We start from the raw sequence: 13,716 nt of genomic DNA on the forward strand, positions 1-13,716 counted from the left end.
CTTTTGGCAAGTGGCTGCAATTGCCTGATACACGCCTAAAGTAGACGCTTTTAACGGGGAATGCTTAATTAAGGCTCATAATTTTGTCCGGCTCCCGACTCGGTGTACCATTCCTGCAGACAAAATTATCAACCTTAATCTGGAAAAACCTATGACCGCACGCGTGATTGCCCTGGATTTAGACGGTACCTTGCTGACGCCGAAAAAAACCTTGTTACCATCCTCCCTCGAGGCTCTTTCTCGTGCAAGGGAAGCAGGCTACCAACTTATCATTGTCACAGGTCGCCATCACGTTGCTATTCATCCTTTTTATCAGGCACTGGCGCTGGATACACCTGCAATTTGCTGTAACGGTACTTACTTGTATGATTATCAGGCAAAAAACGTACTGGAATCCGATCCGCTTCCTGTGGAGCAGGCATTGCAGCTGATCGATATGCTGGATGAGCATCAGATCCATGGTCTGATGTACGTAGATGAGGCCATGTTGTATGAGCGCCCGACCGGGCATGTGGTTCGTACCGCTAACTGGGCGCAAACCCTGCCGCCGGAACAGCGTCCAACATTCACTCAGGTGTCGTCGTTGGCACAGGCCGCACGTGACGTTAATGCCGTGTGGAAATTTGCTCTGACCGACGAAGATATTCCAAAACTGCAGCAGTTTGGTAAACACGTTGAGCAACAACTGGGGCTGGAATGCGAATGGTCCTGGCACGATCAGGTCGATATTGCCCGTAAAGGCAACAGCAAGGGAAGACGCCTTACCCAGTGGATTGAAGCGCAAGGCGGCTCAATGGAGAATGTGATAGCTTTTGGCGATAACTTTAACGATATCAGCATGCTGGAAGCAGCAGGAACCGGTGTTGCGATGGGTAATGCAGACGATGCCGTCAAAGCTCGCGCCAATATTGTGATTGGCGACAACACCACTGACAGCATCGCGAAGTTTATCTATTCTCACCTGCTGTAATCAGGCGGTAATCGATACGCTCTTAATTTGCGCGTACAACCACAGGCCAGGTTTGATGCCCAGCTCATCTCTGGCCCATGGGCTGATTCTTGCCCACAACGTTTTACCGCCCACCTCAAGCTGAACTTCCACCTGCCCGTTATCGTCATAACACTGCGCGACCTTCGCGCGTAATACGTTGCGAATACTGGTTTGCTGCGGCGGTTGTAATACCAGTGAAACATCAGATGCCTGAATGCGGATACGCAGCACGCTTTGCAGCGGCTCATCGAGCTTGTTTACCCACAGATGCTGATCGCCGAGCGCCAGCGCGGTCATGGCATAATGCGGGTGGTGCTCCAGCACACTGACTTTCAGAATACTGCTCTGTTGTTCCTTTGGCAGCCAGGGGTGCATAACGCTACTGCCCCAGACATCTTCCAGCGAGCCAAACGCTTTTACCTGCCCGTTTTCCAGCACCATCACTTTATCGGCCAGATGCAAAATCTCATCCAGAGAGTGGCTGACATATAGCATAGGAATATTGATTTCACGCGCAAGGCGTTGCAGGTAAGGCAACAGTTCCCGTTTACGCGGAATATCCAGCGACGCTAACGGTTCATCCAGCAGCAACAACTCCGGTGCGGTAAGCAACGCCCGACCAATAGCTACACGCTGTTTTTCACCGCCGGAAAGGCTACCCGGCAAACGGTCAAGCAACGGCTCAATTCCCAGCAGCGCCACCAGCTTATCAAACTGTCCGGTCATGCTTTTCGCCATGCCGTAGCGCAGATTACCGCGTACCTTATAATGCGGGAACAGTCGCGCATCCTGGAAAACGTAGCCCACCCGGCGTTTTTCAGGAGTTAAGCAGACTCCCTTTTCAACGTCATTCAACACCCGACCGTTGAGTACAATGCGTCCGGATTGCGGCTTAGTCAGTCCGCTAATCGCGTTAATCAGCGATGTTTTACCTGCGCCGGAAACGCCAAAAATAGCCGTAATACCGCTGGCAGGCAGCGTTTCATTGAGCGTCAGACAGTGGGTTCCTAACGTCTGAGAGAAATTAAGTTCCAGCATGATTATCGCCCCGTCCGCTCGCGACTAATCCGCGCCAGCCATTCAGAAATAAGCAGTGAAATCAAAGCCAGCACAATAGAAATAATGCATAACCTTGCCGCCGCGCTTTCGCCGCCAGGCGTCTGGATTAGGGTATACATCGCAGAAGGGATCGTGCGAGTTTCACCTGGAATGTTGGAAACAAAGGTAATGGTCGCACCGAACTCACCGAGTGATCGGGCAAACGCCAGTACTGTACCAACAATGATCCCAGGCAGCATCAATGGTAATGTGATGGTCAGGAATACGCGCCAGCGTCCGGCGCCCAACGTTCGAGCTGCCTGCTCCAGTTTGACGTCGACTGCCTCGAGAGCCAGACGGATAGCCCGCACCATGAGTGGGAAGGACATCACTGCCGCGGCAAGAACTGCACCGCGCCAGCTAAACGCAAAGGTAATACCAAACCAGTCATACAACCGCTCGCCGATAAATCCGCGCCGCCCCATGGCGATCAATAACAGATAACCCACTACCACCGGCGGCAGAACCAGAGGCAAATGCAAAACGCTGTCGAGCAGCGCTTTACCTGGAAACTTGCATCGCACAAGCAACCAGGCAAAGAAGATCCCAAACGGCAGACTAAACAGCACGGCCAGGGAAGAAACTTTCAGGCTCAATATAACGGCCTGCCATTCAGGATCGCTGAGTATCATTACTTGGTCGTAAATCCATAACGTTTAAAGATTTCAGAAGCCTGCGGTCCTTTCAGATAGTCATAGAACGCGCTGACCGTTGCGTTTTTGTGCCCATCAACAATCGCGACAGGGTATTCCACTTTTTTGTGTGAATCTTCCGGGAAAGTCGCCACAACTTTTACGCCTTTGCTGGCAACAGCATCGGAACCGTAAACGATCCCCAGCGGCGCTTCATTACGCTCTACCAGCGCCAGCGCACCACGGACGTCTTCAGCAGGCGCCAGTTTTGGTGCCAGGGTATCCCATGCTCCCAGTTTTTGCAGCGCTTCTTTGGCATAAATGCCCGCCGGAACATGTTCCGGGTCACCAACAGCCAGACGTCCACCGTTCAACAGACTGGTCCAGTTAGTTTTGCTGTCAATGGTAAAGTCTTTCTGTTCACTAGCTTTAGGAGCCACAACAACCAGGCTGTTCCCAAGCAGCGTCTTACGCGTCGCAGTATCGATAGACTTCTTCTCTACCGCATAATCCATCCATTTCTGGTCGGCAGAAATAAATAGATCGGCTGGTGCTCCAGCTTCAATCTGACGCGCCAGCGTAGAAGATGAGGCAAAAGAGGAGACAACATCGACATTCTTTTCTTTTTTATAAACCACTGCAATGTCCTGCATCGCGTTTGTCAACGAAGCCGCTGCGAACACCGTAATTTTACCTTCATCCGCCAGCGCATGCCCGGCAACAGAAAGAGAGAGCGTTGCCCCTGCAAACAAGCGTAACCATGAACGTGCCATCTGTAACTCCTTTGAGTTTCGTTATGTATGCAACAATATAACGATTAAACCAGGGTTTTCCCAGTGGTTATTGATACCAATTAGAGGTTACACAAAGAAAATATCGGCAAGAAAAGCAGGATCTTGAGGAACGATGCACAAAGGATTTCGAGTGATATTGAGCGGAGGCAAATAACAAAAATGCGACTTAAAGGACGAAGAAGATAAAACGCCCGACTGAGCGGGCGTTTGGGGAATCAATGATTCTGTCTGGACTGGTCTTTCTGACCGATACCGGAAAAAATGTTGAACACTTCACCCAGTCCGTAAATCAGACCCAGAATGACGGCCATTACCACAGGTACCATGATTACGGCGAATACCAGACTTTTCAATAACTCTAACATGGTCAACTCCAGATATAGTCCTTAGTTGTATTCTAACCACATAACGTAGAAAAGCACTCCCCTTTTGTGCTGTCGGCTTTGCGCGCGCGCGGTTTTCCGTCACAATACCCTTTTTTGCCAGGAGCTCGTTATGCAGGCCGAAATCCTCCTTACCCTGAAACTTCAGGAAAAACTGTTTGCCGATCCCCGCCGCATTTCTCTGCTAAAGCACATTGCGCTTTCCGGCTCCATCAGCCAGGGCGCGAAGGATGCGGGCATCAGTTATAAAAGTGCCTGGGATGCCATTAACGAAATGAACCAGCTCAGCGAGCAGACGTTGGTTGAGCGTGCTACTGGTGGCAAAGGCGGCGGCGGCGCGGTATTGACCCGTTATGGTCAGCGCCTGATTCAACTGTATGATTTACTTGCACAAATCCAACAAAAAGCGTTTGATGTTCTGAGCGATGACGATGCGCTCCCGCTCAATAGCTTGCTGGCGGCTATCTCCCGTTTTTCACTGCAAACCAGTGCCCGAAATCAGTGGTTTGGCACTATTACCGCTCGCGACCACAATCAGGTTCAGCAGCATGTCGATGTCCTGCTGGCCGATGGCGAAACGCGGCTAAAAGTCGCACTGACGGCGCAAAGCGGTGAACGTCTCGGGCTTGAAGAAGGCAAAGAAGTTCTGGTTCTGCTTAAAGCACCGTGGGTAGGGATTACGCAGGATAAACGCGTGGCTCAGGCCGCTGACAACCAGTTGCAAGGGACAATTAGCCATATTGAGCGCGGGACAGAACAGTGCGAGGTGTTAATGACCCTACCCGATGGCCAGACGCTATGTGCCACCCTGCCACGTGAAGAGGCGGCAGACCTGACAGAAGGCACCGCTGTGACAGCGTATTTCAATGCCGACCGAGTGATTATCGCCACGTTGTGCTAAGTCGATTGACATCGACCCGCAGAACACGTATCCCTGTTATTAATCGCTGCAATAAATGGGATACAAAATGTCATCGTTGCAAATTTCGCAAGGCACGTTTCGTCTGAGTGACACGAAAACGCTGCAGTTGAATACCTTTGTTTTGAACGCAGGTGATAGCTGGGCGTTTGTTGGCTCTAATGGCAGCGGGAAATCCGCACTGGCCCGGGCACTGGCGGGAGAGCTACCGCTACTCAAAGGTGAACGCCAGTGCCACTTCACGCGTATAACCCGACTCTCATTTGAGCAGCTACAAAAGCTGGTCAGCGATGAATGGCAGCGTAACAATACCGATCTTCTTAGTCCGGGTGAAGACGATACCGGACGAACCACCGCAGAGATTATCCAGGCTGAAGTTAACGATCCCGCCCGTTGTTCAACGCTGGCGCAACAGTTTGGTATTACCTCCCTGCTCGACCGACGTTTCAAATACCTCTCTACCGGTGAAACACGCAAAGCTTTACTTTGTCAGGCGCTGATGTCGGAACCGGAGTTACTGATACTTGATGAACCGTTTGACGGGCTGGACGTTGCGTCACGTCAACAGTTAGCGGATCTGCTCGCTTCGTTGCATCAGACGGGCTATACGCTGGTACTGGTCCTCAACCGCTTTGATGAAATTCCAGACTTCGTGCAGTTTGCAGGCGTGCTTGCCGATTGCACATTGACAGAAAGCGGCGAGAAAGCCGACTTACTGCAACAGGCGCTGATTGCCCAACTTGCTCACAGCGAACAACTTGACGGTATTACGTTGCCCGAGCCTGATGAACCTTCAGTCAGCCTCGCACTTCCCACAGACGATGCCCGCATTGTGCTCAAAGATGGCGTAGTCTCTTATAATGATCGTCCTATTCTCCATGGCCTGAGCTGGCAGGTAAAGCCGGGTGAACACTGGCAAATTGTCGGCCCTAATGGCGCAGGGAAATCGACCCTGCTCAGTTTAATCACCGGCGATCATCCGCAAGGTTACAGCAACGATCTGACCCTGTTCGGCCGCCGACGTGGCAGCGGTGAAACCATCTGGGATATTAAAAAGCACATTGGCTATGTCAGCAGCAGTCTGCATCTGGATTACCGGGTGAGTACCACGGTGCGCAACGTTATTCTCTCGGGTTTCTTTGATTCAATCGGCATCTATCAGGCGGTTTCAGACCGGCAACATAAGCTGGCGCAACGTTGGTTAGACATTTTGGGAATGGATAAACGCACTGCGGATGCCCCGTTCCACAGTCTTTCCTGGGGACAGCAACGGCTGGCACTGATTGTCCGCGCGCTGGTCAAGCATCCTACTCTGCTGATCCTCGACGAACCGTTGCAAGGGCTGGACCCGCTAAATCGTCAGTTGATCCGCCGTTTTGTCGATATCCTTATCAGTGAAGGAGAAACTCAGTTGTTGTTTGTTTCTCACCACGCCGAAGATGCGCCAACCTGTATAACTCATCGACTGGAGTTTATCCCTGAGGGCGATATCTATATCTATCGACAAACATCCCTGCGTTAGTTTTCATTCGCTGGCATTTAGAGGCGCCTTTTTTCACGATCTTTTTCGGATAAAAGGCGCAATCATTAAGAAACTCTATGAGTTACAATCAAATAATTGACGTCAATTTGTGATTTTATCCAAGTGTAAACGATTCCACTAATTTATTCCATGTCACACTTTTCGCATCTTTGTTATGCTATGGTTATTGCATACCATAGGCTTAACGGAGCGAATTATGAGAGTATTGGTTACAGGTGGTAGCGGTTACATAGGAAGCCACACTTGTGTGCAGTTACTGAAAAACGGTCACGACGTCGTGATCCTTGATAACCTCTGCAACAGTAAGCGCAGCGTCCTGCCGGTGATCGAACGTTTAGGTGGAAAGCATCCGACCTTCGTTGAAGGTGATATTCGTAACGAAGCACTGCTCACCGAAATTTTGCACGATCATGCCATTGATACGGTCATTCACTTTGCTGGCCTGAAGGCTGTTGGTGAATCTGTCACCAAACCGCTGGAGTACTACGACAACAACGTGAATGGTACTCTGCGTCTGGTAAACGCTATGCGCGCTGCTAACGTGAAGAACTTCATATTCAGTTCCTCCGCAACAGTCTATGGCGATCAGCCAAAAATTCCTTACGTTGAAAGTTTCCCCACTGGTACTCCGCAAAGCCCGTACGGCAAAAGCAAACTGATGGTGGAGCAGATCCTGACCGATCTGCAAAAAGCACAACCAGAGTGGAGCATTGCCCTACTGCGCTACTTCAATCCGGTTGGCGCACACCCATCAGGTGATATGGGTGAAGATCCGCAAGGTATTCCAAATAATCTGATGCCTTACATCGCTCAGGTTGCCGTTGGCCGCCGCGAGTCTCTTGCCGTATTTGGCAACGACTACCCTACCGAAGATGGCACTGGCGTTCGTGATTATATCCACGTGATGGATCTCGCTGACGGTCACGTTGCCGCCATGGAAAAACTGGCTGGTATTCAGGGCGTGCATATTTACAACCTCGGAGCCGGCGTCGGCAGCAGCGTTCTGGACGTGGTCAACGCCTTCAGCAAAGCCTGCGGTAAACCAGTTAACTACCATTTTGCGCCACGCCGTGACGGCGATCTTCCTGCTTACTGGGCTGATGCCAGCAAAGCTGACCGCGAACTGAACTGGCGGGTTACCCGTACGCTGGATGAAATGGCACAGGATACCTGGCACTGGCAGTCACGCCATCCGCAAGGATACCCGGACTAAGGATTTGTCATGACACAATTTAATCCCATCGATCATCCACATCGCCGCTTTAACCCACTTACCGGGCAGTGGATACTCGTTTCGCCACATCGCGCTAAGCGTCCCTGGCAAGGGGCGCAGGAAACACCGTCTAAGCAGGTTTTGCCCGCTCATGATCCGGACTGTTTCCTGTGTGCGGGCAACACACGCGTCACTGGCGATAAAAATCCGAATTACACGGGTACCTTTGTCTTTACCAATGATTTTGCTGCCCTGATGTCCGATACCCCGGACGCGCCAGACAGCCACGATCCATTGATGCGTTGCCAGAGCGCACGCGGTACCAGCCGCGTTATTTGCTTCTCGCCCGATCACAGTAAAACGTTGCCGGAACTCAGCGTTCCTGCGCTGACGGAAATAGTGAAAACCTGGCAAGAACAGACAGCAGATCTGGGGAAAACCTACCCCTGGGTTCAAGTGTTTGAAAATAAAGGCGCGGCGATGGGCTGCTCAAACCCGCATCCACACGGGCAGATTTGGGCCAATAGTTTCCTGCCCAACGAAGCCGAACGCGAAGACAGGCAGCAAAAAGCATATTTCACCGAACAGGGCACGCCAATGCTGTTCGATTATGTCCAGCGTGAACTGACGGATGGCAGCCGTACGGTTGTGGAGACCGAACACTGGCTGGCGGTAGTACCTTACTGGGCAGCATGGCCGTTCGAAACGCTACTGCTGCCGAAAGCACATGTGCTGCGTATTACCGATTTGACCGACGAGCAACGTACCGACCTGGCGCTAGCACTGAAAAAACTGACCAGTCGATACGACAACCTGTTCCAGTGCTCTTTCCCCTATTCCATGGGATGGCACGGTGCGCCATTTAATGGCGAAGAAAATGAGCACTGGCAGTTGCATGCGCATTTTTATCCGCCCCTGCTGCGTTCCGCTACCGTACGTAAATTTATGGTCGGTTACGAAATGCTGGCGGAAACCCAGCGCGACCTGACGGCAGAACAAGCCGCTGAACGTCTGCGTGCGGTCAGCGACATCCATTTTCGCGAATCCGGAGTTTAAATAATGAGTCTGAAAGAAAAAACACAATCTCTGTTTGCAGAAACTTTTGGCTACCCTGCCACCCACACTATTCAGGCTCCGGGTCGCGTTAATTTGATTGGCGAACATACCGATTATAACGACGGTTTCGTCCTGCCTTGCGCCATCGACTACCAAACCGTTATCAGTTGTGCGATGCGGGACGATCGCAAGGTCCGCGTGATCGCAGCTGACTACGACAATCAGATTGATGAGTTCTCTCTTGATGCACCGATTATCGCCCATGACAGCCAGCAATGGTCAAACTATGTGCGTGGCGTCGTGAAACATCTGCAAAAGCGTAATAACACTTTTGGCGGTGCCGATCTGGTGATTAGCGGCAATGTGCCACAGGGCGCGGGCTTAAGTTCCTCCGCCTCGCTGGAGGTGGCCGTAGGCACCGTGTTCCAGCAGCTTTATCATCTGCCGCTCGATGGCGCACAGATTGCCCTGAACGGTCAGGAAGCCGAAAACCAGTTTGTTGGTTGTAACTGCGGCATCATGGATCAGCTAATCTCCGCACTGGGCAAAAAAGATCATGCGCTACTGATCGACTGCCGTACGCTGGGCACTAAAGCGGTTTCTATGCCTGAAGGTGTTGCTGTCGTGATCATCAACAGTAACTTTAAACGTACGCTGGTTGGCAGTGAGTACAACACCCGTCGTGAACAATGCGAAACCGGCGCGCGTTTCTTCCAGCAACCAGCACTGCGTGATGTCAGCCTTGAGACATTTAACACCGTCGCGCACGAACTGGATCCGATCGTAGCCAAACGCGTTCGCCACGTGATCACAGAAAATGCCCGCACCGTTGAAGCGGCAAACGCACTGGAAAAAGGCGACCTGCTGCGTATGGGCCAACTGATGGCAGAATCTCATGCTTCAATGCGCGATGACTTCGAAATCACCGTGCCGCAGATTGATACGCTTGTCGAGATTGTTAAAGCGACCATCGGCGATCAGGGCGGTGTGCGCATGACCGGCGGCGGTTTTGGCGGCTGCATTGTGGCGCTGATCCCGCAAGCTCTGGTTCCTGCCGTACAGCAGGCTGTCGCCACACAGTACGAAGCAAAAACAGGTATCAAAGAGACCTTCTACGTCTGTAAACCTTCACAAGGAGCCGGACAGTGCTGAATGAAATTCCCGTACTGGCCCCCGACGGCCAGCCGTTTCGCCTGCTAACCCTGCGTAATGACGCAGGGATGGTTGTCACCTTGATGGACTGGGGCGCGACTCTTTTGTCTGCCCGCATTCCGCTCAGCGATGGTAGCGTGCGCGAAGCATTGCTTGGCTGTGCCAGCCCGGAGCAATACCCGGATCAGGCCGCGTTTCTGGGCGCTTCAATAGGTCGCTATGCTAACCGTATCGCTAACAGTCGTTACACTTTCTCTGGTGAAATCATCGAATTACTGCCAAGCCAGGGTGAAAACCAGCTACATGGCGGGCCAGACGGTTTCGATAAACGACGCTGGCAGATAGTGAATCAAAACGACCGTCAGGTGTTGTTTGCATTAACGTCTGAAGATGGCGACCAGGGCTTCCCTGGCCATCTTTGCGCAACGGCGCAGTACCGTCTGACTGACGATAACCGCATTTCGATCACCTACCGCGCGACGGTCGATAAGCCCTGCCCGGTGAATATGACGAATCACGTTTATTTTAATCTCGACGGTGACAAAACCGATGTTCGTCAACATAAGCTACAGATTTTGGCCGATGAGTACCTGCCGGTTGATGAAACAGGGATCCCACGCGCTGGTCTGAAATCCGTTGCGGAAACCTCTTTTGATTTCCGCGCACCAAAAGTTATCGATAGCGAATTTTTGGCCGACGACGACCAGCGCAAGGTTAAGGGATACGATCATGCCTTCTTGCTACAGGCACAGGGCGATATCCGCAAACCGGTCGCTCACCTGTGGTCGCAGGATGAAAAACTACACATGGAGATCTACACCTCTGCTCCGGCATTGCAGTTCTACTCCGGGAATTTCCTCGGCGGCACCCCCTCTCGTGGACCAGAAGCTTATGCCGACTGGCAGGGTCTGGCGCTGGAAAGTGAATTCCTGCCGGACAGCCCGAATCATCAGGAATGGCCTCAACCAGACTGCTTCCTGCGCCCTGGCGAAGAGTACGCCAGCGTGACGGAATATCGATTTATTCCTGCCTGATAATTAACCGTAACGAGTCCGATAGCGTAAGTTTATCGGGCTCGTTGTTTATTACCCACATCAAACCCGCTCATAATCCCACCGTTCAAAGACAAAATAGCAACCTTGAGTTCACAAGAACCTTACACTGTGTCGCTATTTTCGCTATGGTTATGCGTAAGCATTGCCGCTGACGCATCACGGCAATATAATGAGAATTATTATCATTCGATAAAGCTTGAGGAGTGAGAGTATGGCTGTAACTAAGCTGGTTCTGGTACGTCACGGTGAAAGTCAGTGGAACAACGAAAACCGCTTCACCGGTTGGTATGATGTCGATCTGTCAGAGAAAGGCGTGGGCGAAGCAAAGGCAGCAGGTAAACTGCTGAAAGAGGAAGGCTACAGCTTCGATTTTGCTTACACCTCTGTGCTGAAACGTGCCATCCACACCCTGTGGAACGTGCTGGATGAACTGGATCAGGCCTGGCTGCCTGTTGAAAAATCCTGGAAACTGAATGAGCGTCACTACGGTGCGCTGCAGGGTCTGAACAAAGCAGAAACCGCAGAAAAATACGGTGACGAGCAGGTTAAACAATGGCGTCGTGGTTTTGCGGTAACCCCGCCAGAACTGACCAAAGACGATGAGCGCTATCCGGGTCACGATCCGCGTTATGCACAACTGACCGACAAAGAGCTACCGCTAACTGAAAGCCTGGCGCTAACCATCGATCGTGTTATCCCATACTGGAACGAAACCATTCTGCCGCGCATGAAAAGCGGTGAGCGCGTGATTATCGCCGCTCACGGTAACTCCCTGCGTGCGCTGGTGAAGTACCTGGATAATATGGGCGAAGATGAAATTCTGGAACTCAACATTCCGACCGGTGTACCGTTGGTGTATGAGTTTGACGAAAACTTCAAACCAATCAAACATTACTATCTGGGTAACGCCGACGAAATCGCAGCAAAAGCTGCTGCCGTTGCCAACCAGGGTAAAGCGAAGTAATGTATTTTGCCCGGTAGCGCAAGCTTACCGGGCCTACTATTGCTTATTCTGCTGTTCTTTTTATACGTCAATCACGCCGTCGAGTATCACCTGCGGCCTTCCCTGTGAACACCGTTCTACACGACCCCGAACATTGTACACTTCAGCCAAACTCTCTGCGGTAATGACCTCCTCAGGCTCACCGCTGGCAACCAGTTTCCCGTCTTTGAGCATTAACACGTATTCGCTATGGCGCAGCGCGATATTAATATCATGTACCACAACTACGGTGACCATATTGCGCGCCAGTGTTTCGCGATGGATTAAATCCATCACGTGGAACTGATAGTTTAAATCCAGTGCACTGAGTGGTTCATCTAACAACAGCAGGTCAGGTCGACGGATCAAAGACTGCGCCAGACCGACCAGTTGTCGCTGCCCACCAGAAAGTTGATCGAGGTAGTGCAGCGCCAGATGCGCAATCCCAAGTTGTTCAAGTATTGCCAGCGCCTGAGCGTTACTGCTTTCATCATCTCTTCTACAGGACGCCCGCTGTGCAGCAATAATTGACTCCAGCACATGCAAATGAACACCCTGCGGCAGCGACTGTGGTAAAAACACCACCTTCTCAGCACGTTTAGCAAACGGCAACGATGTTAAATTCTCATCGTCAAGAATCACCTCACCGCTGGCTTTATTCAACCCTGCCAGCGAACGTAGCAATGTTGACTTCCCGCAACCGTTAGGTCCCAGTAATACAGTGATTTTACCGCGTGGCAGCTCGGCGACATTGAGATTATGAATCACTGGTTGTTTAGGATATCCCGCGTCCACTCCCCGGAGAATTAGCCCACTCATGACATGCTCCCCCGATGCCGCAGAATAATGCTCAGGAAAAAGGGGACCCCCACCAGCGATGTGACTATTCCAACAGGGATAATGATACCGGGAATAATGTTCTTCGACGCAATAGAGGCCAGCGAGAGCACCAGTCCCCCCGTCAGTACACTTCCGGGCAGGTAAAAACGATGGTCTTCACCAAATAGCATGCGTGAAATATGCGGTGCAACCAGCCCGATAAAGCCGATGGGGCCTACAAAAGCCACCGACAACGCCGACAATAAGCTGATGCGCAGAAGCGATGACAGGCGTAGCCGCCGCACATCAATGCCAAAACTCATCGCCCGATCTTCGCCCAGGCGCAGCGCCGTGAGTTGCCAGGCGCTACGCATTGACCATGGAAAGACAATGACAACAGCGACGGCCAGTACGCCAAGTTTTTCCCACGAAGCGCGGGCCAGACTACCCATTGTCCAGAAAACCAGTCCCTGTAGTGTGTCTTCATCGGCAACAAACTGCATCATTAACACCAGCGCGTTAAAGGTAAAGACCAGCGCGATGCCAAACAGCACCACACCGGATGTTGCTACACGGGTCCAGCGGGTGATGCCGTCAAGCAGTAAGGCGGAGAGCAGCGCAAAAATAAAGGCATTCGCAGGGATAAACCACGTGGCGGATACCCCCGGAATACCAATACCCAATACAATCGCCAGTGCCGCACCAAAGGCTGCCGCAGACGAGACACCAAGCGTAAACGGGCTCGCCAACGGGTTATTTAAGATAGTTTGCATCTCCGCCCCCGCCAGTCCGAGCGCCATTCCCACCAACAACGCCATTAGCGCGTAAGGTAAGCGGATATCCCAGACTATTACGCGGGTTCCGGCGTTGACACTTAGCGGATGGAGTAGCGCTTGCCAGAGATCGGCAAGAGCCAGGCCAGACGGGCCAAGGGTCGAATCCAGCACCAATGAGGCTGCTATCGCCAAAATAATCACCAGCGCCAGCACCCATCGCTTACGGATAACAAGACGATAGCGTTCGTCAATTGACTCCCGCATCTGTATATCAGCAGATGACGACATCATTTTCCTTATCTG

At 51.9% G+C, this 13,716-nt stretch carries 14 protein-coding genes; 8 read left to right on the forward strand and 6 right to left on the reverse strand.

The genetic code is table 11. The features are described from left to right. The first annotated feature begins 151 nt into the window (after positions 1-151). Positions 152-970: a pyridoxal phosphatase gene (locus tag OH663_RS11100; protein ID WP_045441141.1), complete on the forward strand. Its 819-nt coding sequence runs from the start codon at positions 152-154 to the stop codon at positions 968-970. On the opposite strand, the gene modC is transcribed toward OH663_RS11100, so the two are convergent. From modC to OH663_RS11120, 4 genes are all read right to left on the reverse strand, one after another. Next, positions 971-2,029 carry a molybdenum ABC transporter ATP-binding protein ModC gene (gene modC, locus OH663_RS11105; protein WP_200010618.1) on the reverse strand — a complete coding sequence of 353 codons (1,059 nt, stop codon included), beginning with the start codon at positions 2,027-2,029 and terminating at the stop codon, positions 971-973. Positions 2,030-2,031: 2 nt separating this feature from the next. After that, positions 2,032-2,721 carry a molybdate ABC transporter permease subunit gene (modB, locus tag OH663_RS11110; protein WP_045441139.1) on the reverse strand — a complete coding sequence of 230 codons (690 nt, stop codon included), beginning with the start codon at positions 2,719-2,721 and terminating at the stop codon, positions 2,032-2,034. Then, complete coding sequence (gene modA / locus OH663_RS11115; RefSeq protein WP_200010617.1) at positions 2,721-3,494, reverse strand: molybdate ABC transporter substrate-binding protein; 774 nt, start codon at positions 3,492-3,494, stop codon at positions 2,721-2,723. Before modA ends, modB begins: the two co-directional genes overlap by 1 nt. A 236-nt stretch (positions 3,495-3,730) precedes the next feature. Next, complete coding sequence (locus tag OH663_RS11120; protein ID WP_045441137.1) at positions 3,731-3,880, reverse strand: AcrZ family multidrug efflux pump-associated protein; 150 nt, start codon at positions 3,878-3,880, stop codon at positions 3,731-3,733. Between the two features lie 130 nt (positions 3,881-4,010). On the opposite strand from OH663_RS11120, the gene modE reads away from it, so the two are divergent. The 7 genes from modE to gpmA all read left to right on the forward strand — a co-directional run bounded on the left by modE (position 4,011) and on the right by gpmA (position 11,800). Beyond that, positions 4,011-4,799 carry a molybdenum-dependent transcriptional regulator gene (modE, locus tag OH663_RS11125; protein WP_048221822.1) on the forward strand — a complete coding sequence of 263 codons (789 nt, stop codon included), beginning with the start codon at positions 4,011-4,013 and terminating at the stop codon, positions 4,797-4,799. Positions 4,800-4,866: 67 nt separating this feature from the next. Then, a complete protein-coding gene (gene modF / locus OH663_RS11130; RefSeq protein ID WP_045441135.1) occupies positions 4,867-6,339 on the forward strand; it encodes a molybdate ABC transporter ATP-binding protein ModF in 1,473 nt (490 codons plus the stop codon). A gap of 217 nt (positions 6,340-6,556) precedes the next feature. Next, the gene (gene galE / locus OH663_RS11135; RefSeq protein ID WP_045441134.1) at positions 6,557-7,573 is read left to right on the forward strand and encodes a UDP-glucose 4-epimerase GalE; all 1,017 of its coding nucleotides are present in this window, start codon (positions 6,557-6,559) and stop codon (positions 7,571-7,573) included. Between the two features lie 9 nt (positions 7,574-7,582). Next, positions 7,583-8,629: a galactose-1-phosphate uridylyltransferase gene (gene galT / locus OH663_RS11140; RefSeq protein WP_045441133.1), complete on the forward strand. Its 1,047-nt coding sequence runs from the start codon at positions 7,583-7,585 to the stop codon at positions 8,627-8,629. Positions 8,630-8,632: 3 nt separating this feature from the next. Then, positions 8,633-9,781 carry a galactokinase gene (galK, locus tag OH663_RS11145; protein ID WP_200010616.1) on the forward strand — a complete coding sequence of 383 codons (1,149 nt, stop codon included), beginning with the start codon at positions 8,633-8,635 and terminating at the stop codon, positions 9,779-9,781. Beyond that, on the forward strand, positions 9,775-10,815 hold the full coding sequence (galM, locus tag OH663_RS11150) for a galactose-1-epimerase (protein ID WP_200010614.1): 1,041 nt from the start codon (positions 9,775-9,777) through the stop codon (positions 10,813-10,815). The genes galK and galM overlap by 7 nt, the downstream gene beginning before the upstream one ends. Positions 10,816-11,047: 232 nt before the next feature. Further along, entirely contained in the window at positions 11,048-11,800 is a 753-nt protein-coding gene (gene gpmA / locus OH663_RS11155; protein WP_045441130.1) for a 2,3-diphosphoglycerate-dependent phosphoglycerate mutase, read from the forward strand. Between the two features lie 60 nt (positions 11,801-11,860). On the opposite strand, the gene OH663_RS11160 is transcribed toward gpmA, so the two are convergent. Together OH663_RS11160 and OH663_RS11165 are read right to left on the reverse strand one after the other, a co-directional pair. Beyond that, positions 11,861-12,637 carry an ABC transporter ATP-binding protein gene (locus tag OH663_RS11160; protein ID WP_045441129.1) on the reverse strand — a complete coding sequence of 259 codons (777 nt, stop codon included), beginning with the start codon at positions 12,635-12,637 and terminating at the stop codon, positions 11,861-11,863. Beyond that, positions 12,634-13,704, reverse strand: a complete 1,071-nt coding sequence (locus OH663_RS11165) for a FecCD family ABC transporter permease (RefSeq protein WP_233633516.1) — start codon at positions 13,702-13,704, stop codon at positions 12,634-12,636. The genes OH663_RS11160 and OH663_RS11165 overlap by 4 nt, the downstream gene beginning before the upstream one ends. Positions 13,705-13,716 lie beyond the last annotated feature (12 nt).

Source organism: Citrobacter sp. Marseille-Q5395, from assembly GCF_947057495.1.
GTDB lineage: Bacteria > Pseudomonadota > Gammaproteobacteria > Enterobacterales > Enterobacteriaceae > Citrobacter > Citrobacter murliniae.